Here is a 25,868-nt window from a genome sequence, read left to right as displayed (position 1 = left end):
CGCCGCGTCACGTGGCGGCTGGTCGTAGGTCTCGGGCAGGATGCAGGACGTGTCTGCCGACCTCGCCCCCCAGCCCCACGGAGTGACCCGATGACCGACGACGCCGCGGACAGCCCGGGCGAGCTGGTCGGCCGGGTGCTCGGCACCGCCGACGCCACCCCGCTGCAGTTCTGGACGGCGGTCTCCCCCACCAGCTTCCTGCAGCTCGACGACGTCGTGGCCACCCGCCGCGAGCTGCCGGACCGGGAGCCGGTGACGATCGCCGGGGTGGTCACCCAGGTGCGCGCCCGACACGAGGGCGCCCAGTTCGACTCCGACGTCTTCGCGATCGCCGACGGCATGCTCCCCGCCCAGGTGCAGGAGGCCGCCGAGATCACCACCACCCGGGTCGACCCGGAGCTCTACGTTCCGCCGTCGCCGGGCGCCGTCGTGCACCGGGCCGAGGGGGACGCCCGGGCCCGGGCGCTGCACTTCGACCGGATGGAGCGGCGGATCCCGATGGGCACCGGCCGCGACGGGGTGCCGGTCTACCTCAACGCCGACTTCCTCGACGGCACCCGGGGCGCGCACGTCTCCATCTCCGGCATCTCCGGCGTCGCCACCAAGACGAGCTTCGCCACCTTCCTGCTCTACTCGGTCTTCCGCTCCGGCGTCCTGGGCGGGGACGCGGTCAACGCCAAGGCGCTGATCTTCAACGTCAAGGGCGAGGACCTGCTCTTCCTCGACCACCCCAACACCCGGCTGGACGAGTCCACCCGCACGGCGTACGCGCGGCTCGGTCTGGACGCCGCGGCCTTCCCCGACGTACGGGTCTACGCGCCGCCCCGGGCCGGCGACGCCACCGGCACGCCGGATGTGAGCAGCCGGCTCAGCGGGGTGGACAGCTTCTACTGGACGCTCGACGAGTTCTGCGCCGACCGGCTCCTGCCGTACGTCTTCGCCGACGCCGACGACGAGCGCCAGCAGTACACGATGGTGGTGCACTCGGTCACCGCCCACCTGGCCCGCTACGCGCAGCCCGCCGACGGCGGGGTGAGCATCGACGGGGTCCGCCTCGGCAGCTACGCCGACCTGGTCGATCACATCGTCGAGCAGCTCAACGACGACGAGACCCGGGGCGATTGGGCCGGCAGCGCGGTCGGCCTCGGCACCATCAACGCCTTCGCCCGCCGGTTGATCGGCAGTAAGAAGGACCTGTCCCGGCTGATCCGCGGCGATCTGGCCACCCGGCGCCCGCACCGGATCAACACCGCGGAGTCAGCCCAGGTCACCGTGGTTGACCTGCACAACCTGCCGGACCGGGCGCAGCGGTTCGTGGTCGGCGTGACGCTCAAGAGCGAGTTCGAGCGCAAGGAAAAGACCGGCACGGCCAAGCCGCTGCTCTTCGTCGTCCTCGACGAGCTGAACAAGTACGCCCCCCGCGAGGGCTCCTCCCCGATCAAGGAGGTGTTGCTGGACATCGCCGAGCGGGGCCGCTCCCTCGGGGTGATCCTGGTCGGCGCGCAGCAGACCGCCAGCGAGGTGGAGCGGCGCATCGTCACGAACTCGGCGGTCCGGGTGGTGGGTCGGCTCGACCCGGCCGAAGCCTCCCGTCCCGAGTACGGTTTCCTCCCGCCGGCGCAGCGGCAGCGGGCCCTGCTGGCGAAGCCGGGCACGATGTTCGTCAACCAGCCCGACATCCCGGTGCCGCTCTGCCTGGAGTTTCCGTTCCCCGCCTGGGCGACGCGGGTCGCGGAGGCGGGCGCGGCGCCCTCCCAGACCCTCCGGTCGATCACCCAGTCGGCCGACCCGTTCGCCGTGGTGGGCTCCGGTGACGACGACATCCCATTCTGAGGTGATTTGAGCCGTGAAGATCCTGCACACCTCCGACTGGCACGTCGGCAAGGTCCTCAAGGGGCAGTCCCGGGCCGAGGAGCAGAAGGCCGTCCTCGCCGGAGTGATCGAGGTGGCCCGGCGGGAAGCGCCGGACCTGATCATCATCGCCGGCGACCTCTACGACACCGCCGCCCCCACCCCCGAGGCGACCCGGTTGGTCACCCGGGCGCTAACCGCGCTGCGCCGTACCGGCGCCGATGTCGTCGCGATCGGCGGCAACCACGACAACGGCGCGGCGCTGGACGCGCTGCGGCCGTGGGCCGACGCCGCCGGGATCACCCTGCGGGGCAACGTCCGCGAAGACCCCGACGAGCACATCATCGACGGTACGACCGGCGGCGGTGAACGCTGGCAGCTCGCCGCGCTGCCGTTCCTGTCCCAGCGGTACGCGGTCCGGGCCGTGGAGATGTATGAGCTGACCGCCGCCGAGGCGAACCAGACGTACGCCGACCACCTGGGGCGGATCGTCGCCCGGCTGACCGAGGGCTTCACCGAGCCGAACCGGGTGCACCTGGTCACCGCCCACCTGACCGTGGTCGGGGCGGCGACCGGCGGCGGCGAGCGGGACGCGCACACCGTCCTCGGCTACGCGGTGCCGGCGACGGTCTTCCCCGGCACCGCGCACTACGTCGCCCTCGGTCACCTGCACCGCGCCCAGCGGGTCGACGGCGGGTGCCCGATCCGCTACAGCGGCAGCCCGCTGGCGGTCGACTTCGGCGAGCAGGAGAACGTCCCGTCGGTGACCGTGGTCGAGGTGTCCGCCACCACGGCCGCCCAGGTGCGCGAGGTGCCCATCCCCGCCGCCGCCACCCTGCGGACCGTCCGGGGCACGCTGGCGCAGCTCGCCGAGGTCGAGGTGCCCGACGCCTGGCTGCGGGTCTTCGTCCGGGAGCAGCCCCGGGCCGGCCTCCGCGAGGAGGTGCAGGAGCTCCTCCCCCGCGCCCTGGAGATCAGGATCGATCCGGAGCTGGTGTCCGCGCCCGGCGGCGGCGCCCGCGTCGCCCAGCGCGCCGGCCGGTCGCCGCGGGAGCTCTTCGGCGACTACCTGGACGACCGGGGGCACGCCGACGACGACGTCCGGGGGCTCTTCGACGAGCTCTTCGAGGAGGTCGAGCACTGATGCGGCCGATGCGACTGGATCTCGACGGCTTCACCGTCTTCCGGGCGGCGACAACGATCGACTTCACCGACGCCGACTTCTTCGCGCTGGTCGGGCCGACCGGCTCCGGCAAGTCCACCGTGTTGGACGCCATCTGCTTCGCGCTCTACGGCACCGTACCCCGGTGGGGCGGCACCCGCGGGTTGGCGAACGCCCTCGCCCCGTCGGCGGCCGAGGCGCGGGTCCGGCTGGTCTTCGAGTCGGCCGGCGACCGCTACGTGGCCACCCGGGTGGTCCGGCGGGACAGCCGGGGCAACGTCAAGACCTCCGGCGCCGGCCTCCAGCTCATGCCGCCCGGCTTCGACCCGGCCAAGCTCGACACCGGGCTGAGCCCGGAGGACCTGGGCGAGGTGCTCGCCGGCACGGTCGCCGAGATGGAAGACGCGGTGCTGACGGCGGTCGGGCTGCCGTATGAGCAGTTCACCAGCTGTGTGCTGCTGCCGCAGGGGCAGTTCGCCGACTTCCTGCACGCCCGACCGGCGAAACGGCAGGAGATCCTGGTCAACCTACTCGGCCTCGGCGTCTACGAGCAGGTACGGGAGAAGGCGGGGACCCGGGCCAGCCAGGCCGAGGCGAAGTTCGAGGTCGTCAACCAGACCCTCACCGGCCTCACCGACATCGACGACGCCACCCTCGACGAGGTGTCGGCCCGCGTCGAGCAGATGCGGGAGCTGGCCACCGCCGTCACCGCCGCCGTTCCCGAACAGGCGGCGGCGCACACCGCGGCGCGGGAGGCGAGCGGGGCGCTGACCGCCCTCGACACCGACCTGGCCGTGCTCGACGCCGTACGCGCCCCCGCCGGGGTGGCCGAGGTCGCCCGGGCGGGGGCGACCGCACAGACCGACGCGGATGAGGCCACGACCGTGGTGGCGCTCGCCGAGGAGCGGGAGGAGAAGCTTCGCGGCGAGCTGGCCGCGGCCGGCGACGAGAGCGCGCTGCGCCTGCTGCTGCGGGCGTACGAGGACCGGGCGGAGCTGGCCGGCGAGGCCGAGACGGTCCGGGTGGCGGTGGCGGCGGCCCAGGCCGGGCACGCGGCGGCGACGGCGGAGCTGACCGCGGCACAGGCGGCGGCCGAGCGGGCCGAGGCCGACCTGGCGGCGGCCTTCCAGGCGCATGAGCAGGCCAAGGCGACCGACCTGGCGATGGCGGTGCGGGCGCCGCTGCACGACGGGACCACCTGCCCGGTCTGCGAGCAGACCGTTGCCCAGGTCCCGGCGATCCCGGCCACGTCGGCGGTGCCGGCGGCGATCGCGGCCGGTAAGGCGGCGCGGGCGGCCAGCGAGGCGGCCAAGACCACCGTGGCGCAGCGGGACAGCGCCGTCCGCGAGCGGGAACGGGAGCTGGTGGCGACGCGGGTCCGGCAGGAGCAGCTCGACGCGCGGCTGGCCGCCCTGCACACCCAGCTGGCCGACGCCCCGGAGCCGGCGGCGCTGCACCAGGCGTTGGCCGAGCACGGGCGGCTGCGGCAGGAGCTGGAGGAGTCGGCGGCGGCGGTCCGCGCCGGCCGGGATGAGGCCCGCCGGGCCCGGGCCGCGGTGGACTCCGCGCAGGAGCGACTCCGTAAGACCTGGCGGGCCTTCGACACGACCCGGGACGGGCTGGCCCGCTTCGGCCCGCCGGCCACCGACCGGGAGGATGTGGCGGCGGCGTGGACGACGCTGACCGACTGGGCCACCGCCGAGGTGGCGCGGCGGCGGTCCGAGCGCGCCGACCGGGTGGCGGCGGTGAGCGCGGCCGAGGCGCAGGTAGCCGCGGTGGAAGCGCGGATCGGCGGGCTCCTCGAGGCGGCCGGGGTGCCGGCCACCGACGACCCAGGCCGCGACACGGCGGTCGCCCTCGAACGGGCCGAGGCGCAGCTGCGGGAAGTGACCCGCCGCCGGGAGCAGGCCGGTGAGCTGCGCGAGCAGCGCGCCACCTACGAGCGTGAGGCGCAGGTGGCCCGCGCGCTCGCCGGGCACCTGCGGGCGAACAACTTCGAACGGTGGCTGCTCGCCGAGGCGCTCGACCTGCTGGTGGACGGGGCGTCGACAATCCTGCGCGAACTCTCCGGCGACCAGTACGACCTAGTCCACGACAAGGGGGAGTTCTTTGTCGTGGACCACCACGACGCCGGCCTGCGCCGGGGCGTACGCACCCTCTCCGGCGGGGAGACCTTCCAGGCCTCGCTGGCGCTCGCACTGGCCCTGGCCGAACAGCTCGCCGGGATGTCGACCACCGCGGCCAGCCTGGAGTCCATCGTGCTGGACGAGGGATTCGGCACGCTCGACACCGCCACCCTCGACACGGTGGCCGCCACGTTGGAGAACCTGGCCGCGCGGGGGGACCGGATGGTGGGCGTCGTCACCCACGTGCCGGCGTTGGCCGAGCGCATACCGGTCCGCTTCGAGGTCCGCAAGGACGCCCGGTCGGCCCGGATCGAACGGACCGGCCGGTGAACGCCGACGGTGGGCGGAGGCGACCCGGGTGACCCGCTTCTTCGTCGACGCGTGGGACCCGGCGTACGGGGCCTCGTTCGAGGCCGCCGCCGGCGGCCCGGCCGCGCCCAGCAGCGCCCGGGTCGAGGCCGACCACGAGCTGCCCGCGGTCGACTGGCGGGCGGTCGGGCCCCGGCCCGGCGTGCACGCCCCGGCCGTGGTGCTCCTCGTTGACGGGGTACGCCGGAACGACGCCAGCCTGTGGCTGACCGAGCCCGACGGGGTCTCGTACCCGGGGCTGGCCGCCTCGTACGCGGCCGGGGTGGTCCGCTGTGACCTGGAGCGCGGCGCCGCCCAGCTGGCCGGTGCCCGGGTGGAGCGGGGGCTCTTCACCGCCAGCCCGTCCGCGGTGGACGTGCACGCCGGCAACGTCCACTACCCGGTGCACCAGGTTGGCGGCAGCGGCGAGCTGGCCAAGCTGCCGGCGGCGGTGCAGGGCCCGCTGACCGCGCTGGAGGTGGCGGTCTCCAGCGCCGCCCGCAGCGACGAGGATCTGCTGGTGGTGGACGGGCCGCTGCGCAACCGGCGGCTTTTACCCCGCACCCTCGGCTACGTGAAGACCCAACACAGCCAATACCTGGACGCGCGGCTCACCGCGGTGGTCACCGGGCTGACGGCCGGGCAGCGCTCCCCGGTGTTCCGGCTGGGCACCGCGTGGGGCGGCTGGTCGTGGTACCTGCGGCTGCCGGTCGCCGGTGGCGCTCCCTGGGCGGGCATCGTGCGGGTGGAGTGCTCCACCGAGCTGGACATCGCGGCGGCGGTCGCGTTGGCGGACCTGTCCGTGGTGACCCTGCCCCGCTTCGCCTCCACCCCGTACAAGGACCCTCGGGCACCGCAGAATCTGATCCCCATCGCCGGCCTGGAACGCCGCCTGCGACGGATGATCGGGGACTCCCGGCTGCTGCACCGCGCCCTGGTCGCCGCCGCGCGCAGCGCCACGCCCGCCGCCGCGCAGCCACCCGGCGGTGCGCTCTGATGGGGCGCCAACGCCCCACCGACCGGGCCGCCGTCGAGGTGGACACGGGGATGGCCGAGCTGGTCCCCGACCCGGACCGGGCGGGCTCCTGGACGCTGCTGCTCGACGGCGCCCCGCAGTCACATGTGGATCTCACCGACCCCACCCACCTGGAGTTCGAGTACGTGCGCCGGCTCGGCGCCGCGATCGACCTACTCGCCCCGGCCGGCGCCCCGCTGCGCCTGCTGCACCTCGGTGGCGGCGCGCTGACCCTGCCCCGGTATGTCGCCGCCACCCGTCCCGGCTCGACCCAACGGGTCTGCGAGGTGGACGGCGCGCTGGTCGAGCTGGTCCGCCAGGAGCTGCCCTGGCCCCCCAACCCACGGCTACGGGTACGCGTCGCCGACGCCCGGGAAGCCCTCACCGGCCTCCGGGACGCCAGCATCGACATCGTGGTCGCCGACGTCTTCGCCGGCGCCCGCACCCCCGCCCACCTGACCTCGGTGGAGTTCGCCACCGAGGTGGCCCGCGTCCTCCGACCCACCGGCTGGTACCTGGCGAACATCGCCGACGGCCCGCCGCTGCGGCACGCCCGCCGACAGGTCGCCACCGTCCGATCAGCGCTACCCAAGGCGGCGCTGGTCGGCGACGCCGCGGTGCTGCGGGGCCGCCGCTTCGGCAACCTCGTGCTGCTCGCCGGCCGCAGCACCCCGCCGGTGCCCGAGCTGACCCGGCGGGTCTCCGGCGACTGGTTCCCGGGCCGGGTGCTCGCCGGCGAGGAGCTGGTCCGGTTCACCGGCGGCGCCCCGGTCGTCCACGACACCGACGCCACCGACTCCGCACCGCCCCCGACGGGGATCTTCTCGGTCGGTGGTTGATCCGGCGCACCCCCGACACCGAGCAGCCGGCCACTTTCAACTGATCCGCAGCGTCTATACGATGACGAGAATGCCGAGGAAGCAGCTGAAGGTTGGCCTGCGGGTACGCGATCTCGACCGGTCATTCGATCTCTACCGACGGCTCGGCTTCCGGCACCTTCCACAGCCCGAGCAGGCGAATCTGCGTTACCTGACCTATGGTCACACCTGGCTCATCCTGTCGGATCTGCACCAGCACGGCTATCACCACGTCGAGCGCGGGCAGCAGACCAGGCAGGGCCCCGCCGGTCTCGGCTTCGTCCTCGTCGTACCGACCACGGATCTCGACGCGACGTGGCGGCTCTGGCGGGAGGAGGGCCTGACCGTGACCCTCGATCCGGAAGACGTCGGATGGGCGCGCATCTTCTACGGCCTGGACCCGGACGGCTACGAGCTCATGTTCGAGCAGTTCCCCGGCTAGAACCGCCGGCCGCTGCCGGCCTCCTCATCTAGAGCTGGCCGCTAGGGTGCCAACGGTTTCGCTGTCGAGCTGCCCCACCGGCGGGACCACGCCAAGGCCCGACCCGAGCCACCGCGAGCAGAAGCTATCGGCCGGAATAGACCGAAGTGTCGATCGAGGCGGATGCGCCGCCACGACTCGACCAGCATGGACCCACCGGCTCCGCCGGCCCAACCACGGTCGACGCGGCCGCTCGGCTGTGACCAGGGGCGGCCGGGGCGGCCGGGGCGGTCCTTCGGCGGTAGGCCAGGCACCGACGGGCGCTGCGCGAGCAGGCGCGGGATATTCCTGCGCCCCATCCATGAGGGCAACTCGACAGCGGGCGACACAGAACCACCTGGACGGCAGGACGACGCCCGGTTGCCCGGTTGCCCGCTCGGGTGCCCGGTTGCCCCCTCGGGTGCCCGTTCACGGCTGGCGCTGAGTAGATCAGCTCAAGGTCCTGCGGCATTTCGCTGCCACGACGTCCCGGCCGACCCGAACAAGCCGGACCGCTACCTGCCGCACTGGCCTCTTGGCGCGGAATGGCTCACTGACATTGGCACCACCACCCCAGACGACCTTCAGTATTAAAGGCGCGAGACTGCGGTCATGGATCAGCTCCTCCGGTTCGTGAACGCTTGAACTCCGGTCTGCGATCATCCGGTAGACGAACTCGACCGTCGACATGTCGAACCGGTGCCACGGCTCACCGGCCTCCGTCCGGGAGACCACCGGCCATCGGTCCGGCTCGACGGAGCGGTCCGCCAGCCAGAAGTGGTCCCCTCGGTCTCGTCAATACCCCACTGGATCAGGCCCGGTCCCGTGTCGGGGCCATAGATTCCGTACGGGGCGAAGGTCTCCGCGCCAAACTCGCTGCGGCCTGCCGCAGCAGGCTTAGCTACCCGGAGAACGCCCCCGGCAAGAACCGCCGACCCAACTCCTTGAAGTCGGCGGGCAGCGCGACGCCGAGTTCGGCCTCCCGGCCGGCCCATGTTGCGCGGGCCCCGGGGGAGAGCCAGCCAGGCCACAGTCCGCGTACCCGCCGGCGACAGTCAGTCGGCCCCGGTGGCAGCATGTCGGGGTGTCCGGGACCGATCCCACCGCCCGCCGGTTGCTGCACCCGCCGGTCGGGTACCGGCTGGCCGCGTCGGTCCGGGCCCTCACCTTCAGCCCGTACGACCCCTGCGCGCGGATCGTCGCCGGGGCCCTCTGGTGGGCCACCCGCACCCCGGACGGACCCGCCACCCTCGCCCTGCGTCCCGAGGCCGGCCACCTGGTCGCCGAGGGGTACGGCCCCGGGGCCGACTGGGTGGTGCACCAGGCCGACGCCCTCGCCGGCCTCCGGGACGACCTGACCGGCTTCGCCGAGCTGGCCGCCGCGCACCCGGTGGTGGCCGACCTGGCCGCCCGGCACCGGGGGCTGCGGCTGCCGACCAGCGGCCAGGTCTTCCCCCGGGTGTTCCGGGCCATCCTCGAACAGCGGGTGACCGGCAAGGAGGCGTACCGCGCGTACGCCGCCACGGTCCGCCACTTCCGGGCGGTGGCCCCCGGGCCGATGCAGCCCCTGCTGTTGCCGCCGGAGCCAGCGGCGGTGGCGGCCACCCCGTACTGGGCCTTCCACCCCCTCGGGATCGAACAGCGCCGCGCCGACACGCTGCGTCGGGCCGCCGCGGTGGCCGACCGGCTGGAGCGGTGCGCCGACTCGGCCGAGGCCACCCGCCGGCTCACCGCCGTCCCGGGGATCGGCCCGTGGACCGCGGCGGAGGTGGTCCGCGTCGCCTACGGCGATCCGGACGCGGTGTGCGTCGGTGACTACCACGTACCGAACACGGTGGCCTGGGCCCTCGCCGGTGAGACGCGCGGCGACGACGCCCGGATGCTGGCCCTGCTCGAACCGTTCCGGGGCCACCGGGGCCGGGTCTGCGTCCTGCTGGCGGCGGCCGGCATCACCGCTCCGAAGTTCGGCCCGCGGGCACCGCTGCGCTCGTTCGCGCGCTTCTAGCCGTCCCGCCGACGCGCGGCGGCAGGCTCAAGTCGGCACGACCCCCACCATTCGCGACATCCAGCAGTAACGATATTTACCAGCTCCGGTAGCGGACTGTCGTCAAGAGACTCGGGCACCATGGGGTCGCGACGCTGTGGTTGGCTGGGCCGGTGACCGCTCGCCCGCTGATCGCTCCCGCGACCCCGGCCGACGCCGGGGAGATCCTCACCGTCCAGCTCGCCGCGTACCTGGCCGAGGCGCAGCGCTACGCTGACCCGTTCCTGCCGCCGCTCACCGAGACCCTGGACGAGATTCGGGCCGTGCTCGCCGGCCCGCAGATGGTGCTCACCGCCCGGCTGGGCCATCGACTCGTCGGCTCGGTCCGGGTGCGCGTCGATGGTGTCATCGCCTCCATCGGCCGGCTGGCGGTCGTCCCCGACCAGCAGGGTCGGGGCATCGGTGGCCGCCTGTTACGCGCCGTCGAGACGGTGGCGGGCGCGCGGGTGTGTCGGTTCACCCTCTTCACCGGGGCAGAGAGCGTGCGCAGTCGGCGGCTCTACCAGCGCTCCGGCTACCGGTTGGTGGGCCACGACAAGGACCCGAACGGCGTGCCGCTGGCACTGCTGGAGAAGACAGTGCCGTCCCGCTGCTAAATCCAGAGGCCCGCGCCCACCCGGGCCCAAGGCTGCTCGGCGCCCGGGAAGGGGGCAGCCGTGGCTGGTGTTCCTCCCCACGGCTGTCGGCGCCGTCTGGTTGACTGGTCGCCGTGAAGCTGCCGATCAGCCCGCCGGTCGAACCGATGCTCGCCAAGAGCGTCCCACGGATCCCGACCGCGTCCGGGATGACCTACGAGCCGAAGTGGGACGGCTTCCGGTGCATCGTGTTCCGCGACGGTGCCGAGGTCGAGCTGGCCAGCCGGGGCGGCAAGCTGATGACCCGCTACTTCCCCGAGGTGGTCGAGCAGGCCCGCCGGCAGCTGCCCGAGCGCTGCGTCGTTGACGGCGAGTTGATCGTGATCCAGCGCGATCGGCCAGGCGGGCAGCCCCGGCTCAACTTCGAGCTGCTGGCCCAGCGGATCCACCCGGCCGCCTCCCGGGTAAACCTGCTCGCCGAGACCTCCCCCGCGGATTTCGTGGCGTTCGACCTGCTCGCTCTCGCCGACGAGTCGCTCCTGGACCAGCCGTACCCACAGCGGCGGTCCCGGCTGGAGGCGACGTTGGGCGGTGTCGCGCCGCCGATGCACGTCACCCAGATCACCACCGACCCGGCCACCGCGCACCGCTGGTTCGACCGGTTCGAGGGGGCGGGGCTGGACGGCCTGATCGCCAAACCCGCCGACCTGCCGTACGAGCCGGGCAAACGGCTGATGTTCAAGGTCAAACACAAGCGCACGGTCGATGTCGTGGTGGCGGGTTTCCGCTGGCACAAGTCCGGCCCGGTGGTCGGCTCACTTCTGCTCGGGCTCTACGACGACGCCGGCGTCCTGCATCATGTGGGGGTGAGCGCGTCGTTTCCGATGGCCCGCCGGAAGGAACTGGTGGACGAGTTGGAGCCATACCGGGGAGCCGGCGACGACCATCCCTGGGTGCACGGCGACCACCAACGCGGTCAGCGCATCCCGGGCGGGGTCAGCCGGTGGACCGGCACGAAGAACCTGGAGTGGGAGCCGCTGCGACCGGAGCTGGTGGTCGAGGTTAGCTACGACGCGATGGAGGGCGACCGGTTCCGGCACACCGCCCAGTTCGTCCGGTGGCGCCCGGACCGCAAGCCCCGTTCCTGCCGTTACGACCAGCTCGACCGTCCGGTCCGGTTCGACGTGGATCAGGTGCTCCGGGGCGACCCGGAGCACGGCGCTCCCACGTCCGGGTCGGCGTAGCCGGCTACCCCGACCCGAAAGGTCCACCCCGTGGTTCGCAGCCCCGCCCGCCGGTTCGCCCCGGCCGTACTCCTCCTGGCCAGCACGTTTCTCGCCGCCGGCTGCACCCTGCCGGCGCTCGCGCCGCGCACCGAGGCGCAGCCCTCGGGGCCGTCCGGCGCCGGGCCGACCTGGCAGGCCTGTCCGGAGGTGGCCGAGGAGTTGGTGGGGCGTACCGCACCGGGCATGCGCTATGAGTGCACCCGGATCCAGGTTCCCCGGAACTGGGCCGACGGCGCCGCCGCCACCGCCGGCCCGGGCGCCGGGGAGACTTTCGAGATCGCGCTGCTGCGGGCCCGTTCCACGAACCAGCGGGACCGGATCGGCTCGCTGCTGATCAACCCGGGCGGGCCGGGGGGCTCCGGCGTGGACACCGCCGTCTACCTCTCCTTCCCGGCCGCGCTCGGCGGCCTGCCCACCGCGGTCACCGACCGCTTCGACATCATCGGCTTCGACCCGCGTGGGGTCGCCCGTTCCAGTCCGGTGAAATGCATCTCGGACGCCAACCTCGACGCCAGTTTCGGCTACGACCCGGATCCGGAGAGCGAACAGTCCTTCGACGGTCTCGTCGAGTTGAACCAACAGATCGGGCGCGAGTGCGGCGACCGCTACGGCGACCAGCTCGAGCTGTACGGCACGGAGCAGGCGGCCCACGACCTCGACGCGATCCGGGCTGCCGTCGGCGACGAGAAGTTGACCTATCTCGGCTACTCGTACGGCACCCTGCTCGGCGCCGTCTACGCCCAGCTCCACCCGGACCGGGTGCGGGCGCTGGTGCTGGACGGGGCCGTTGACCCTCGACTGGACCAGGTGGCCAGCTCGGAGAGCCAGGCCAAGGGCTTCGAGCGGGCCTTCGACAACTTCTCCCTGTGGTGCTCCACCAACCCCGACCGCTGCCCGATCGCTCCCGGTGCGCGGGAGGCCGTCACCTCGGCCATCGACAAGGCGCGGGTCTCCCCGGTCCGGGGCGGCGATGGGCGGGAGGCGACTCCGGGGTGGATCTTCTACGCGGTGGTCTCCTCGCTCTACACCGAGGCCGGCTGGGAGCAGCTGGCCCAGGCGATCGACGAGTTGGCGGGCGGGGACGCGACCGGGGTGTTCCAACTCGCCGACGGGTACGCGGGTCGGGAGCCCGACGGCACCTACTCGAACCTGTTCGACGCGAACCTCGCGGTGAACTGCGCCGACGAGGCGGAGAAGCCGAGCCGGGAGCAGATCCGGGAGCTCCAGTCGCAGTGGCGTGAGCAGTACCCGCTGTTCGGTCCGGCGCTCGCGGTCGGCCTGCTCACCTGCACCGAGTGGCCCGGCGGCCGGGACCCGTACCCGACCGGAGCCGCGGACGGGGCGCCGCCGATCCTGGTGGTGGGCACCACGGGGGATCCGGCGACCCCCTACGAGCAGACCCCGGCGCTGGCCGAGATGCTGGGCGTGGGTCGGGTGCTCACCTGGGAGGGCGAGGGGCACACCGCCTATCCGCAGACGGACTGCATCAGCGCGGCGGTGGACGCGTACCTGGTTGACCTGACCGTGCCAGCTGAGGGGAAGAGCTGCCCGCCCCAGTGACCTCGGTCGCGGCCGGGGCGCCGCCGTTGTGTCATTCTCCCCGGATGAGCGATGTGATCTTTCGGGAGGCGACCCGGGCCGACCTGCCCACCGTGCTCGACCTGCTCGCCGATGACCGGCTGGGGCGCACCCGGGAGGTGGGGCAGGTTGACGCCCGTTACGAGCAGGCGTTCGCGGAGATCACGGCCGACCCGCGCAACCAGTTCGTCGTCGCCGAGGCCGGCGGCGAGGTGCTGGGCTGCATGCAACTCACCTACATTCCTGGGCTCAGCCGGCACGGCGCCGAGCGACAGTTGATCGAGTCGGTCCGGGTCCGCTCCGACCAGCGCGGACGAGGGCTGGGCCGGCAGCTGATGGCCTGGGCGGTCGACCAGGCGCGGGCGCGTGGGTGTGCGCTGGTCCAGCTGACGACCGACAAGTCCCGGCACGAGGCGCACCGCTTCTATCTGGGTCTCGGTTTCGTCGCCAGCCACGAGGGCATGAAGCTGCCGCTGTGACGGCTCAGCGGGGACGGTCGCGGTCCTTGGACGGCTGCACCCGCTTCGGCTCGCCGGGCATCTTGGGGTGTTCCGGTGGGTAGGGCAGGTCGCCCTGACCGTTGGCGGCGTCCCGCTCGACCCAGTCCAGCAGGGGTGTGAGGTCCCAGGCGGCGTCATCGATGCCGGCGTGCGGGTCGCCGCGCTCGGCCAGCCGGGCCGGCACGCTACGAAGGTCGAAGTCGTCCGGTTCGGCGTCGGCCAGCTCGTCCCAGGCCAGCGGAGCGGAGGCGGTGGCGCGGGCGTTGGCCCGCAGCGAGTAGGCGCACGCGATCGTCCGGTCCCGGGCCATCTGGTTGTAGTCGACGAAGACCCGCGTGCCGCGCTCCTCCTTCCACCACGCGGTGGTGACCAGGTCGGGGCGGCGCCGCTCCAACTCCCGGGCCAGGGCGATGGTCGCCCGACGAACCTCGACGAAGGTCCAGCGCGGCTGGATCCGCAGGTAGACGTGCACCCCTCGACCGCCGGAGGTCTTCGGCCAACCTGGGACACCCAGCTCGGCCAGGATCTCGCGGAGCTCGGCCGCCGCTTCCGCCGCGTCGGCGAAGTCGGTGCCGGGCTGCGGGTCGAGGTCGATCCGCAGCTCGTCGGGGTGGTCCGGGTTGCGGGCACGCACCGGCCACGGGTGAAAGACCACGGTGCCCATCTGGGCTGCCCACGCCACGTGAGCCAGATCAGCCGGGCAGAGCTCGGCCGCTTTCCGCCCGCTGGGAAAGCTGATCTGCGCGGTGCGAAGCCAGGGGGGCACGCCGCGGGCCGGCACCCGCTTCTGGAAGAAGGCCTCCCCCTCGATCCCCTCCGGGAAGCGTTGCAGGGTGGTCGGCCGTTCGCCGAGCGCCCGCATGATGCCCGGGCCGACGGCGAGGTAGTAGTGGAAGACGTCGGCCTTGGTGAAGCCCCGTTGTGGAAAGACCACCCGCTCGGGGCTGCTCAACCGGACGTGATGCCCGGCGACCTCGATCTCTTCGGCTGCGGCCCTCGTGCCACCCATGGCGCGACCATATGCGATGGCTACGACCTTCGACGTACCGTTGGCGGGTGAGTCTTGACGACAGTGAACTGCCCCGCACCGAGGACGAGTGGCGGGTCCGGCTGAGCCCCGAGGAGTTCCGGGTGCTGCGGGAGCACGGCACCGAGGCCCCCGGGATCGGCGAGTACGTGAACACCAAAACCCCGGGGGTCTACCACTGCCGCGCCTGCGGCCTGGACCTGTTCCCCAGCGATGCGAAGTTCGACTCGCACTGCGGCTGGCCGAGTTTCGACGACGCCATTCCCGGTCGGGTTCGGGAGATCGAGGACCGGAGTATGGGCATGGTCCGGACGGAGATCCGCTGCACCCGCTGTGACAGTCACCTGGGGCACGTCTTCACCGGTGAGGGCTTCACCCCGAAGGACACCCGGCACTGTGTGAACTCGGTGTCCCTCCGGCTGAAGCCGCACGACTCCTGACGGCACCAACCGGAGCGGCTGCCCGGCGTTCGAGAGGGCCGTGACCGGAACGGATACGGCTATCGACTCCGGCGTCGACCAAGGCTCTAGCCCGGGAGGTAGGTCGCTTTGGCCTGGTCGAGCAGGTCAAGCCACCGCAACGTCACGCTGGGCCCCGATTGGAACAGGCGATTCCGCGCGGGGAGACGTTTCCTCCTCCGGGCTCGGCCAAGATCGCTTCCCCAAGCTTGATGAGCTGCCGCCCCAGTCGGAGGCGCCAGGCGCGCCGGCGGGCCGCTATTGCAGGCAGCTGCGTTTTGCCTAGGAGCGCGGCGTGCTGCTGCTCGGCGGTAGCGATGAGAAACAACGGATACATACCACCCCTCCGACACTAGTAAAATAGTTTTGCTGGTGTCGGGCCGACTGTAGTATCATGCACGCAACCAGTCAAACCGTTTCAACGGTGTTGGGAAGTGTTAGTGGAGTACCCGCGCGACCTCGAGCTCGTCGTAGCGTTCGGCGACTCGGTAGACCCGGAGTCCGGGCGAGATGACCTCGGGTCGCCGGCGCGCCTCGGCCACTGGCTGGCTGTCCACGGCTTCCCGCAGTCAACCGGCGACCCCAGCGCGGCAGAGCTTGATCTCGCGGTTCAACTCCGGACCGCCCTACGGAACGAGCTACAGGCCCGCCACGACAGCGACGAGACCGGCATCAGGCGCGCCCGCGCCCACCTGGAAAGTCTTGCCGCGCGCATTCCCCTACGCGCCTCGTTTAGCGGCCATACGGCTCAACTCGTGTCCGTCCACGGTGGCGTGGCCGAAATGCTCGCGAACGTGCTCAGCGCAATAGTCCGCGCTGAGCAGGACGGCACGTGGCGACGGATCAAGATCTGTCATGAGGAGACCTGCGGAGAGGTATTCCATGATCGCTCCAAGAACGCATCGAAGACGTGGTGTTCAATGAATGTCTGCGGCAACCGCAACAAGACCAGGTCGTACCGCGACCGTCGGCGCAAGGACACCCGCCCATCCGTGGAGTGAACAGCCCCACCATCCGGACGAGCGGGACACCCGCCCGTCGCCCGCGCGCACCAAGGCCGACCGTCCGCACCTGGTTTACCGATTCCGGTTGCCGGCCCGGATTGGATGGTTAACGCTTACCTCAGGAATCCATACTTCGGGGGAATAGCATGGCGACCTGTGAGGTCTGCGAGAACGATTACTGGTTGACGTTTGAGGTGCGTACGATCAGCGGCGACGTGCACACCTTCGACAGCTTCGAGTGCGCCGCGCACAAGCTGGCGCCGATCTGCGAAAACTGCCAGGTCAAGATCGTAGGCCACGGCGTCGAGGTGTCCGGCCGCTTCTTTTGCTGCGCGAACTGTGCCCGGATCAAGGAGGGATCCGAGGGCGCCCAGGTCCGCGACTCGGTCGGCGCCCGCCCGTCCTGAGCGGACAGGGACAGCAGGGCAGGAGCGGTTGGCCACTCCCGGTAGTGGGTCCGGGGCGGAGACAGCCGTTGTGGAGTTCGAGCCGCCGACGTTAGCGAGCGGTAAGAAGACTCGGTGCCGCAGCGGGCTAACATCCGGACATGCGCACCATGACCCGGTCAATCCCAATCGCACTGACCCTCGTTCTGGCGCTCTCCGCCTGCGGGAGCTCCGAGGACACCGCGGCGAATGCTGAGCCCACCCCCGCCCCGACGACCGCTTCCACCAGCGCGCCCGCCACCACCACGGCGAGCCCGACCGGCGAGCCGGCACCCGAGGTGCCGCAGACCCTCGACTTCACCGCCCGCACCATTGACGGTGACGCCTTCACCGGGGCCAGCCTCGCCGGCAAGCCCACTGTTTTCTGGTTCTGGGCCGCCTGGTGTCCCACGTGCCGGGGTGAGGCCGACTCGGTGGCGGCCGTGCAGCAGGAGAACGCCGACCGGGTGAACGTGGTCGGGGTGGCCGGGCTCGGCAGCGGTGACGACGCGATGCGCCGATTCGCTCAAGACACCGGCATCGAGGGCTTCCCGCAGCTGGCCGACGACGCGGGCGAGGTGTGGCAGCGGTTCGAGGTGGTCTCCCAGCAGTACTACGTGCTGCTGGACTCCACCGGCAAGGTCGTCCACAAGGGTTCGCTCTCCGAGACCGACCTCCGCGAGCGGGTCGCGGAGCTGACCTGACATGGTTGACGCCCCCTACGGTCTCGCGCTCGGCGCCGGGCTGCTCGCCGCCGTCAACCCGTGCGGCTTCGCGTTGTTGCCGGCGTACCTGTCGATGCTGGTGCTGGGGGACGGCCCGGCGGACGGCCGGGGGCCACTCGCGCCGGTGGGACGGGCGTTGGCCCTGACCGCCGCCATGACCCTCGGCTTCGTCGCCGTCTTCGGTGGGTTCGGGCTCCTCGCTGGCCCGGCCGCCGACGCCCTGGCCAGCCGCCTGCCCTGGGTGTCGGTCGCGATCGGGCTCGCCCTGGTCGCCACCGGCGGCTGGCTCGTCGCCGGCCGGGCGCTACCGACCTTCGCTCCCCGGATCGCCAACGGCCCCGAGGTCCGGCGCAGCTTCGGATCGATGGTCCTCTTCGGTGCGGCCTACGCGATCGCCTCCCTCGGCTGCACCATCGGACCGTTCCTGGCCGTGGTGGTCGCCGGGTTCCGGGCGGGCAGCCCGCTCGCCGGGGTCGGGCTCTTCGTCGCGTACGCGGTCGGGATGGGGCTGATGGTCGGCGCCGCCGCACTCGCGGTCGCGCTGGCCCGGGAGTCTCTGGTCCGGCGCACCCGACGGGCCGGGCCGCTGCTCGGCCGCATCGCCGGCCTGCTCCTGGTGCTGACCGGTGGCTACGTCGCCTGGTACGGCTGGTACGAGATCCGGCTCTTCGCCGGCGGTGACGTCAACGACCCGGTGATCGACGCGGCCGGTCGGGTACAGACCACGATCAGCGGGTGGGTGGACGGACTGGGCCCGTGGACGATCGGGGCCGTGGTCGCCGCGCTGCTCGCGGCGGCGGTCTCCGGCACGCTGCTCCGCCGGCGGCGCTCCGCCGCCCGGCAGCCGGCACCGGGCAGCGACCTACCATCACAGGATGCCGCCCATCGCTGAGCTCCGGACCGCCTCCTTCGCCGACCTGTCCGCCCGCGCCTTCCACGACCTGCTCCGGCTGCGCGTGGACGTGTTCGTGGTGGAGCAGGAGTGCCCGTACCCGGAGCTGGACGGCCGGGACGTGGAGCCGGGCACCCGCCATCTCTGGCTGGAGCAGGCCGGGACGCCGGTGGCGTACCTGCGGATCCTGGCCGCTCCGGATGGCCGGCGACAGATCGGCCGGGTGGTGGTGGCGAAGGAGGCGCGCGGCGCGGGGTACGCGGGCCAGCTGATGACCGCTGCCCTCGTCGAGGTCGGCGAACGCCCGTGCACCCTGGAAGCCCAGTCACAGCTGGTCGACTTCTACACCCGACACGGGTTCACGGTCACCGGGCCGGAGTACCTCGAGGACGGCATCCTGCACACGCCGATGCGCCGGGACACACCGGCGACGTAGCCACACCGCGGATCGCTACCGGGCCGGAGGCTGGAATCACGGCCCGGTAGCGAGGGTGTCGCGGCAGTGCCGGACCAGCCGATCGAGGGCTGGACTCCGCGTACCGCTCCAGACCAGGGACAGCAGGGCCGGCTCGTCGATGTCGACGACCGGCAGCGCGATCAGGCGACCCTGGTAGTGCCGCGACATGGACTCGGTGAGGATGGCCACGCCCAGCCCGCGGGTGGCGAGGTCGGCGATGGCGTCCGCGGCGCTGGCCTGGACGCTGATGGTCGGCCGGACTCGGTGCCGGGTGCAGGCCCGGTCCAGGACGGTACGGATGCCGGTGCCCTCGGGCATGCACACCAGCGGGTGGTCGGCGAGGGCGGCCACGGTCACGGCCGCTTCTCTGGCGAGAAGATGCCCGGGTGGGACGAGGGCGACGAGTGGTTCGCTGATGATCGTGAAGGTGTTCGACCCGGCCGGCGTGGGATCGGCGGTGCCGATGAGAGCGAGATCGACAGCACCGGCCTGGACGTCCCGGAGGAGCCGGGCCGAGTGGTGCTCGAGCAGAGTGATCTCCACGCCGGGGTGCGCGTGGTGAAACGCCGCCAGGGCGTCGAAGAACGGCGTGATCGTGCATCCGATGACCATCCCGACGGTGAGGCGACCGCGGATGAGTCCGACCACGTCGCCGACCGCCTGTTTCATCGCGTCAGAACAGGCGAGGGCGGCCCGGGCGTGTTCGAGTGCGGCCCGGCCGGCATCGGTGAGGCTCGCCGTACGGGTGGAGCGGTCGATGAGGGTGGTGCCGAGTTCGCGTTCGAGCTCGCGGATCTGGGCGCTCACTCCGGGTTGGCTGATCCGTACCCGCTCGGCGGCACGAGTGAAGCTGGCTTCCTCGGCGACTGCGACGAAGTATTCCAGCTGCCTCAATTCCATAACTAGAGATTCTAGCTCTCATAAAAATCATCTGTTGGACTTCTGATGCCGCCGAAGGCACGCTTGGTTCGCGGGCAAGCGCCGAGCGAGACGCTTCGCTCCGCAGAAACATCGAATGAACGCTTAGTTCCGCAGAAGACATCGAGAGGAACACCGTGTCGGACCGCACGAAAGCCATGCAGCCCGAGGACCTCACCCGGCTGTTCGTCGAACGCTCCAACGCCGGCGACGCCGCGGGTGTGGCCGCGCTCTACGAACCGGACGCGGTCATGGCCTACCCGCCCGGCGACCAGACTGTCGGGCGCGCGGCGATCCAAGCCCGGTGGGAGAAGGTGCTCGCCAACCGGCCACACTTCACCCCGGAAGCGCCGCTGCCCACGCTGGTCTGCGGCGACCTCGCCCTCACCTCGACGCCGCCGAGCGACGGCGCGGGTGCTCGGGCGCAGGTCGTTCGTCGCCAACCCGACGGGTCCTGGCTGCGCGTGCTCGACCAGCCGGAGTTCACCACGCCCACCTCGGGTTGACTCCCCCGGACGCCCCACCCCCACCCGGCGGTCAGCCGGTGCCCCTCGGCTGCCAGAACGGCTGAACCGGCCGGGCCGCTGCCGTACCGCCGGGTGGGGAGGACACCACGATCAGGGCAGGCTGGCGATGATGTCGGCGATCGCGCGGCGACGGCCGGTGTAGAACGGGACCTCCTCCCGGACGTGCCGGCGGGCGCGGGAGGCCCGCAGGTCCCGCATCAGGTCAACGATGCGGTGCAGCTCGTCGGCTTCGAAGGCGAGCAACCACTCGTAGTCGCCGAGGGCGAACGAGGAGACCGTGTTGGCCCGCACGTCGGGGTAGCCGCGGGCCATCCCGCCGTGCTCGGCCAGCAGCTCCCGCCGCTCCGCATCCGGCAACAGATACCACTCGTACGAGCGGACGAAGGGGTACACGCAGAGATAGTCCCGGGCCTGCTCACCGGCGAGGAACGCCGGGACGTGGCTCTTGTTGAACTCCGCCGGCCGGTGCAGCCCGAGCTGGGACCAGACCGGGGTCAGCGAACGCCCCAGCGTGGTACGGCGGAACCGCAGGTACGCGTCCTGGAGCGCGTCACTCGACGAGGAGTGCCACCAGATCATCAGGTCGGCGTCGGCGCGCAGTCCCGCCACGTCGTAGGTGCCCCGAATGGTCACGTCCTCGCCGGCCAGTTCGTCGAAGAAGGCGGTCACCTCGGCGGTGACGTTCTCGCGTAGTGACGGCAGGGCGTTGTTCGCCCGATACACCGACCACATCGTGTACCGGATCGTCGCGTTCAGCTCGTTCAGCCGGGCCGCGTTGGTCTGCTCGGTCATATCCCGGAACCCTTCAGTGCAGTGATGATCTCGTCGGCCGCCGCCGCGCCGGAACGGATACAGACCGGAATCCCGACGCCGTCGTAGCCGGCTCCCGCCAGCGCGAGGGTTGGCCGCTGCGCCCGCAGCGTCGCCCGCGCCGACGCCACCCGGTCCAGGTGGCCCGGCGCGTACTGCGGCAGTGACCCACCCCAGCGCTGCACGTGTGTGGCGACCGGCGCGGGAAGCTCGGCGCCGAGTACCGCCGACAGCTCCCGGTGCACGGTATCGACGAGTTCCCCGTCGGGGCGCTGCAGCTGCGCCTCGTCCCCGTACCGGCCGATCGAGGCGCGGACCAGGGTCAACCCGTCGGGCCGACGCAGGTGCCCCCACTTGGTGGTGAAGAAGGTGGACGCCTTCATCAGCAGCCCCTCGCCGGTCGGGACCAGGAGGCCGGAGAGCTCGGGCAGCTCCGTCGCCGGCAACGCGAGGGTGACCAGGGCGACGCTGGCGTAGGCCAGGTCGCCGACGTTCTCGGCCGCGGCCGGGGCGGCCTCGGCGAGCAGTCGCCCCGCCGGCCGGGCCGGCACCGCCAGCACCACGGCGTCGGCGTGGACCTGCTCCGCGTCGCCGTTCGGGCCGACGGTCAGCTGCCAGCCGGCGCCGGCCGGGGTCAGCGCCCGGACCGTCGCGTTCCGCCGAATCGTGGCGCCGCTGGTCGACGCGGCAGCCTCAACCAGGGTGCTGAGGCCACCGGCCAGGGTGCCGAAGAACGGGCTCCCGGGTGCCCGCGGCGCCGCCGCCTGCGCCGCGCGGACCGCGCCGACCAGGGTGTGTTCGACCCGGGCGGCCCGGGTCAGCGCGGGCATGGTGGCGGCCAGGGAGAGGTCGTCGGCGCGGCCGGCGTAGACGCCGCCGAGCATCGGCTCGACCAGCCGGTCAACGACCTCGTCGCCAAGTCGGGCCCGAACCAGCTCGCCGACCGTGATGTCCGCGCCGGGGGGAAGCAACGGCCGACCAGTGTCCACGTCGGCCTCCCCCGTCGGACGGGCCACCGCCGCCACCGCCGCGAGGTCCCCGGGGACGCCGATCAGCGTGCCTCGGGGCAACGGCTGCAGCTCACCGCCGACCAGGAGCGCCGCCTGCCCGACGGTGGGGTGGACGATGTCGTCGGCCAGCCCGACCCGGCGAATCAGGGTTACCGCGGCCGACTCCCCACCGCCGGAGTCGCGCATCAGGAACGCTTCCGCGCCGAACTCCACCGGAGCGCCGGCCAGTTCGCCGGTGCGCAGCTTGCCCCCGAGGGAGTCGCCGCGCTCGTAGACCGTCACCTCGGTGCCGGCGGGAGTGTAATCCCGCAACTGGACGGCGGCGGCGAGGCCGGCGATGCCCCCGCCGACCACCGCGATCCGCCACGGCGTCGCCATGCCCCTCAGCTCCTTCTGTCTGTGTGCGTGGTCAACTCATGGACCAGGGCCACCAACCGGGTCAAGACCTCCGGATCGGTCTCCGGCAGCACTCCGTGACCAAGATTGAAGATGTGCCCGGGCGCGGCACGCCCCTGCGCCAGTACCCGCCGGACCTCGGCCTCAAGCACCGGCCACGGGCCGAACAGCAGGCACGGATCCAGGTTGCCCTGCACTGCCCGCTGCGGGCCGACCCGGCGGCTGGCGACATCCAACGGCGTACGCCAGTCAACGCCGACCACGTCGGCACCGGCCTCGCCCATCGCGGTGAGTAGCTCCCCGGTGCCCACCCCGAAGTGGATCCGGGGAACGCCGGCGTCGGCGAGGCCGGCGAGGACCGCCTGCGAGTGCGGCAGCACGTACCGGCGGTAGTCGGCCTCGGAGAGGGCACCGGCCCAGGAGTCGAAGAGCTGCACGGCGGAGACGCCGGCGTCGATCTGCACCTTCAGGAACGCCAGCGTCACCTCGGCGAGCCGGCTGGCCAGGGCGTGCCACAGGTCCGGATCGCCGTACATCAGGGCCTTGGTCTTCGTGTGGTTGCGCGACGGGCCCCCCTCGACGAGGTAGCTGGCGAGGGTGAACGGGGCGCCGGCGAAGCCGATCAGCGGGGTCGCGCCCAGCTCCCCGACGAGCATCCGGACCGCTTCGTCCACGTAGTGGACATCGTCGCGGTTGATCAGCCGGATCCGCTCCACGTCCGCCGCGGTGGTGACGGGATCGGTTACCACCGGGCCGGTGCCCGGGACGATGTCCAGCGCCACCCCGGCGGCGGCGACCGGCACCACGATGTCGCTGAAGAGGATCGCCGCGTCAACCCCGTGCCGGCGCACCGGCTGGAGGGTGATCTCGGTGATCAGTTCCGGCCGGCGACAGGACTCCAGCATCGCCACGTTCGCTCGGATCTTCCGGTACTCCGGGAGTGAGCGGCCCGCCTGCCGCATGAACCAGACCGGAGTGTGCGGGCCGGGCTTACGCCGGCACGCCCGAACGAAGGGGGAGTCGGCCGGATCGCCGGGGCGAGGCCCCTCGTCTCGGGCGGCTGCGCCCGTGGTGTCGGTGCTCATCGTCGCCCATCGTGCCACGCCGCCCGCCCCACCCCGCCGTCGCCGTCACTTCGTGTGATCCGCGCCGAGAAAGCGACATTCTGGGCTGGAGCGGTCGCCACCGCTCCGGTTCCCGGCGTGCCGCCGAATCGACCGAGGCAGCGGCGCTTACGCTTCAGTGATGACCCCTCCGACCGCGCTCCCGGAGACGTTCGCCCGCGCGGTTGACGGGCTACGATCGGCCACCACCCGGGCGGAGATCCGGCTGGAGGAGGTTGGCGCCCCCCAACGGCTGGCCCCCTTCGCCTTCGCGCTCGCCGCGACCGTCCTCCGGGACGACGACGAGGTGGCGGACGGACGCCTGATCCTCCTCCACGACCCCGCCGGGCACGAGGCGTGGCAGGGCACGCTACGACTGGTCACGTACGTCACCGCCGAGCTCGAAGTGGACCTGGCCGCCGATCCGCTGCTACCGGAGGTCGGCTGGACCTGGCTGACCGATGCCCTCCAGGTGCGGCAGGCCCGGCACCGGGCGATCGGGGGGACGGTCACGCAGACCATGTCGACCCGATTCGGTGACCTGGCCGGGCCGCCCGCCGCCGGCGATGTCGAGATCCGGGCCTCCTGGACGCCGGTGGACGACCAGCTCGTGCCACATCTGCACGCCTGGTGCACCCTGCTCGCCTCGACCGCCGGCCTCCCGCCGCCCGGGGTGACGGCACTCCCCGAGCGCCGCCCCGCCGGCGCGGCCTGAACGCCGCTGCCCCGCCGACACGGCCTGAACGCCGCTGCCACCCGCCGGCACGGCCTCCCCGCCTCCCCGTTCGACTGCTACGAACACCTGGCATACGGACCGTATCCGTGGCAGCACGCTTCGCCTGCGCGGTGTGCTCAACCAAACCGGCCGACTCCCGACACGCACTGGACCGGCTGTCCCCGCCCGATCGGGTAGCGCAATAGGGTTGTCGGGTGACCGACGAACCACCCCTACCCCGTCGGGCTGCCGCAAACCGTACGGGAGACACACCGCACCCGCCGTTAATCCGGTCTGGGGACACGGACGTTGACCCGACCGCTGGTGGCCCAGCTACCACCCGGCGCGACGCCGAGGACGGCCCCACCCCGCTGACCGCGCCCGGCGAGGGCACCCCCCAGCCGGTGAGCACCCCGGCGGAGTTGGCCGAGGTCGTGGCCCGCTTCGCCCAGGGCACCGGCCCGGTGGCGCTGGACGCCGAACGCGCCTCTGGCTACCGGTACAGCCAGCGGGCGTACCTGGTGCAGCTGCGCCGCGCCGGCGCCGGCACCGCCCTGATCGACCCGCTGCCACTGCCGGAGCTGACCAGTCTGGACGAGGCCATCGGCGAGGCCGAGTGGGTGCTCCACGCGGCCAGTCAGGACCTTCCCTGCCTGGCCGAGTTGGGTCTGCGGCCACGGCGGCTCTTCGACACCGAACTGGCCGCCCGACTCGCCGGCTTCGAGCGGGTCGGGCTCGCCGCGCTGACCGAGAACCTGCTCGGCTTCAGCCTGGAGAAGCACCACTCGGCGGCGGACTGGTCGAGCCGGCCGCTACCGGAGTCCTGGCTGACCTACGCCGCCCTGGACGTGGAGCTGCTGGTCGAGCTCCGGGACGCGCTCGACGCCGAGTTGACCCGGCAGGGCAAGGCCGAGTGGGCGGCCGAGGAGTTCGCCGCGCTGGTCCGCAATGGCGCCCGCCCGCCCCGGGTCCGCGCCGACCCCTGGCGCCGAACCTCGGGCATCCATCGGGTCCGCGGGGCGCGGGCGCAGGCCCGGGTGCGGTCCCTGTGGTACGCCCGGGATCAGATCGCGGCACGCCGCGACGCGGCGCCGGGACGGGTGTTGCCGGACTCGGCGATCGTCGCCGCCGCCGAGCTGGATCCGCGGGACGAGAAGACGCTGCTGACCCTGCCGGGCTTCGGCGGTCGCTCGGTACGCCGGCTGGCCCGTACCTGGTTGGCGGCGTTGGACGATGCCCGGGAGTTGCCAGCGGAGGCGCTGCCGGTCGCGCCGACGGTCGAGGGTCCGCCGCCGCCGCACCGGTGGGCCGAGCGGGACCCGGTCGCGGCGGCCCGGCTGACCCGCTGTCGGGAGGTGGTCGTCGGGACCGCCGGCGCGCACACCCTGCCACCGGAGAACCTGATCGCCCCGGACTCGATTCGCCGCCTCGCCTGGGTCCCGCCCGAGGAGATCACCGAGGCCACCGTGGCGGAGACCCTGCGGGGCCTGGGTGCGCGCGAGTGGCAGATCACGCTGCTGCAGTCAGACCTGACCCGGGCCCTGGTCGGCCCACCGCCGGCCGCAACCTGAGCCACGGATGTGGGCTGGGCCACACAGG

At 72.4% G+C, this 25,868-nt stretch carries 25 protein-coding genes; 20 read left to right on the top strand and 5 right to left on the bottom strand.

What is annotated here, in order from left to right:
- The first annotated feature begins 90 nt into the window (after positions 1 to 90).
- The 11 genes from SALPAC4_RS0117245 (at position 91) to SALPAC4_RS0117190 (ending at position 13,781) form a co-directional block, all read left to right on the top strand.
- Complete coding sequence (locus SALPAC4_RS0117245) at positions 91 to 1,833, top strand: ATP-binding protein (RefSeq protein WP_019871380.1); 1,743 nt, start codon at positions 91 to 93, stop codon at positions 1,831 to 1,833.
- A 13-nt stretch (positions 1,834 to 1,846) separates the two neighbouring features.
- Complete coding sequence (locus SALPAC4_RS0117240; protein ID WP_018732624.1) at positions 1,847 to 2,995, top strand: exonuclease SbcCD subunit D; 1,149 nt, start codon at positions 1,847 to 1,849, stop codon at positions 2,993 to 2,995.
- Complete coding sequence (locus tag SALPAC4_RS0117235; protein ID WP_019871379.1) at positions 2,995 to 5,469, top strand: AAA family ATPase; 2,475 nt, start codon at positions 2,995 to 2,997, stop codon at positions 5,467 to 5,469. The genes SALPAC4_RS0117240 and SALPAC4_RS0117235 overlap by 1 nt, the downstream gene beginning before the upstream one ends.
- A gap of 28 nt (positions 5,470 to 5,497) precedes the next feature.
- Entirely contained in the window at positions 5,498 to 6,484 is a 987-nt protein-coding gene (locus SALPAC4_RS0117230) for a hypothetical protein (protein ID WP_019871378.1), read from the top strand.
- Positions 6,484 to 7,341, top strand: a complete 858-nt coding sequence (locus tag SALPAC4_RS0117225) for a spermidine synthase (RefSeq protein WP_019871377.1) — start codon at positions 6,484 to 6,486, stop codon at positions 7,339 to 7,341. Before SALPAC4_RS0117230 ends, SALPAC4_RS0117225 begins: the two co-directional genes overlap by 1 nt.
- A 70-nt stretch (positions 7,342 to 7,411) precedes the next feature.
- Complete coding sequence (locus tag SALPAC4_RS0117220; protein ID WP_019871376.1) at positions 7,412 to 7,801, top strand: VOC family protein; 390 nt, start codon at positions 7,412 to 7,414, stop codon at positions 7,799 to 7,801.
- Positions 7,802 to 8,903: 1,102 nt separating this feature from the next.
- Positions 8,904 to 9,824: a DNA-3-methyladenine glycosylase family protein gene (locus SALPAC4_RS0117210; RefSeq protein ID WP_019871372.1), complete on the top strand. Its 921-nt coding sequence runs from the start codon at positions 8,904 to 8,906 to the stop codon at positions 9,822 to 9,824.
- 152 nt (positions 9,825 to 9,976) lie between these two features.
- Positions 9,977 to 10,459 carry a GNAT family N-acetyltransferase gene (locus SALPAC4_RS0117205; protein ID WP_018745473.1) on the top strand — a complete coding sequence of 161 codons (483 nt, stop codon included), beginning with the start codon at positions 9,977 to 9,979 and terminating at the stop codon, positions 10,457 to 10,459.
- A gap of 113 nt (positions 10,460 to 10,572) precedes the next feature.
- The gene (locus SALPAC4_RS0117200; protein ID WP_019871371.1) at positions 10,573 to 11,682 is read left to right on the top strand and encodes an ATP-dependent DNA ligase; all 1,110 of its coding nucleotides are present in this window, start codon (positions 10,573 to 10,575) and stop codon (positions 11,680 to 11,682) included.
- A gap of 30 nt (positions 11,683 to 11,712) precedes the next feature.
- Entirely contained in the window at positions 11,713 to 13,284 is a 1,572-nt protein-coding gene (locus SALPAC4_RS0117195) for an alpha/beta hydrolase (RefSeq protein ID WP_019871370.1), read from the top strand.
- Between the two features lie 44 nt (positions 13,285 to 13,328).
- Complete coding sequence (locus SALPAC4_RS0117190) at positions 13,329 to 13,781, top strand: GNAT family N-acetyltransferase (RefSeq protein WP_018737548.1); 453 nt, start codon at positions 13,329 to 13,331, stop codon at positions 13,779 to 13,781.
- A 4-nt stretch (positions 13,782 to 13,785) separates the two neighbouring features.
- On the opposite strand, the gene ligD is transcribed toward SALPAC4_RS0117190, so the two are convergent.
- Positions 13,786 to 14,811, bottom strand: coding sequence for a non-homologous end-joining DNA ligase (ligD, locus tag SALPAC4_RS0117185; RefSeq protein WP_019871369.1), 1,026 nt, complete (start codon positions 14,809 to 14,811; stop codon positions 13,786 to 13,788).
- A gap of 47 nt (positions 14,812 to 14,858) precedes the next feature.
- Between ligD and msrB the strand changes: the two genes are divergently transcribed.
- The 6 genes from msrB to SALPAC4_RS0117155 all read left to right on the top strand — a co-directional run bounded on the left by msrB (position 14,859) and on the right by SALPAC4_RS0117155 (position 18,769).
- Complete coding sequence (msrB, locus tag SALPAC4_RS0117180; RefSeq protein WP_019871368.1) at positions 14,859 to 15,269, top strand: peptide-methionine (R)-S-oxide reductase MsrB; 411 nt, start codon at positions 14,859 to 14,861, stop codon at positions 15,267 to 15,269.
- Between the two features lie 458 nt (positions 15,270 to 15,727).
- The gene (locus SALPAC4_RS0117175; protein WP_027644329.1) at positions 15,728 to 16,288 is read left to right on the top strand and encodes a CGNR zinc finger domain-containing protein; all 561 of its coding nucleotides are present in this window, start codon (positions 15,728 to 15,730) and stop codon (positions 16,286 to 16,288) included.
- A 149-nt stretch (positions 16,289 to 16,437) separates the two neighbouring features.
- A complete protein-coding gene (locus tag SALPAC4_RS0117170; RefSeq protein WP_019871366.1) occupies positions 16,438 to 16,698 on the top strand; it encodes a hypothetical protein in 261 nt (86 codons plus the stop codon).
- A 140-nt stretch (positions 16,699 to 16,838) separates the two neighbouring features.
- The gene (locus tag SALPAC4_RS0117165) at positions 16,839 to 17,420 is read left to right on the top strand and encodes a TlpA family protein disulfide reductase (protein WP_019871365.1); all 582 of its coding nucleotides are present in this window, start codon (positions 16,839 to 16,841) and stop codon (positions 17,418 to 17,420) included.
- 1 nt (position 17,421) lies between these two features.
- Positions 17,422 to 18,333: a cytochrome c biogenesis CcdA family protein gene (locus tag SALPAC4_RS0117160; RefSeq protein WP_019871364.1), complete on the top strand. Its 912-nt coding sequence runs from the start codon at positions 17,422 to 17,424 to the stop codon at positions 18,331 to 18,333.
- Positions 18,317 to 18,769, top strand: a complete 453-nt coding sequence (locus tag SALPAC4_RS0117155) for a GNAT family N-acetyltransferase (protein WP_019871363.1) — start codon at positions 18,317 to 18,319, stop codon at positions 18,767 to 18,769. The genes SALPAC4_RS0117160 and SALPAC4_RS0117155 overlap by 17 nt, the downstream gene beginning before the upstream one ends.
- Before the next feature lie 36 nt (positions 18,770 to 18,805).
- On the opposite strand, the gene SALPAC4_RS0117150 is transcribed toward SALPAC4_RS0117155, so the two are convergent.
- Complete coding sequence (locus SALPAC4_RS0117150; protein WP_019871362.1) at positions 18,806 to 19,690, bottom strand: LysR family transcriptional regulator; 885 nt, start codon at positions 19,688 to 19,690, stop codon at positions 18,806 to 18,808.
- Positions 19,691 to 19,866: 176 nt separating this feature from the next.
- Between SALPAC4_RS0117150 and SALPAC4_RS0117145 the strand changes: the two genes are divergently transcribed.
- Positions 19,867 to 20,214 (top strand): YybH family protein, encoded by a 348-nt coding sequence (locus SALPAC4_RS0117145; protein ID WP_019871361.1) that lies wholly within the window; start codon positions 19,867 to 19,869, stop codon positions 20,212 to 20,214.
- 111 nt (positions 20,215 to 20,325) lie between these two features.
- On the opposite strand, the gene hemQ is transcribed toward SALPAC4_RS0117145, so the two are convergent.
- Genes hemQ through hemE form a run of 3 tightly spaced genes read right to left on the bottom strand, consistent with a single transcriptional unit; the run spans position 20,326 to position 23,536 of the window.
- Positions 20,326 to 21,027, bottom strand: a complete 702-nt coding sequence (gene hemQ, locus SALPAC4_RS0117140; protein ID WP_019871360.1) for a hydrogen peroxide-dependent heme synthase — start codon at positions 21,025 to 21,027, stop codon at positions 20,326 to 20,328.
- Entirely contained in the window at positions 21,024 to 22,433 is a 1,410-nt protein-coding gene (gene hemG / locus SALPAC4_RS0117135) for a protoporphyrinogen oxidase (RefSeq protein ID WP_019871359.1), read from the bottom strand. The genes hemQ and hemG overlap by 4 nt, the downstream gene beginning before the upstream one ends.
- Positions 22,434 to 22,438: 5 nt before the next feature.
- Positions 22,439 to 23,536: a uroporphyrinogen decarboxylase gene (gene hemE / locus SALPAC4_RS0117130; protein WP_020113524.1), complete on the bottom strand. Its 1,098-nt coding sequence runs from the start codon at positions 23,534 to 23,536 to the stop codon at positions 22,439 to 22,441.
- Between the two features lie 160 nt (positions 23,537 to 23,696).
- Here hemE and SALPAC4_RS0117125 point away from each other — a divergent pair, with 160 nt between their 5' ends.
- Both SALPAC4_RS0117125 and SALPAC4_RS0117120 read left to right on the top strand, forming a co-directional pair.
- Positions 23,697 to 24,269, top strand: coding sequence for a DUF3000 domain-containing protein (locus tag SALPAC4_RS0117125; RefSeq protein WP_019871357.1), 573 nt, complete (start codon positions 23,697 to 23,699; stop codon positions 24,267 to 24,269).
- Between the two features lie 215 nt (positions 24,270 to 24,484).
- Complete coding sequence (locus tag SALPAC4_RS0117120) at positions 24,485 to 25,840, top strand: HRDC domain-containing protein (RefSeq protein ID WP_027644328.1); 1,356 nt, start codon at positions 24,485 to 24,487, stop codon at positions 25,838 to 25,840.
- Positions 25,841 to 25,868 lie beyond the last annotated feature (28 nt).

The organism is Salinispora oceanensis (genome assembly GCF_000383575.1).
Classification (GTDB): domain Bacteria; phylum Actinomycetota; class Actinomycetes; order Mycobacteriales; family Micromonosporaceae; genus Micromonospora; species Micromonospora oceanensis.
This window is presented reverse-complemented; position numbering and strand designations above follow the sequence as displayed.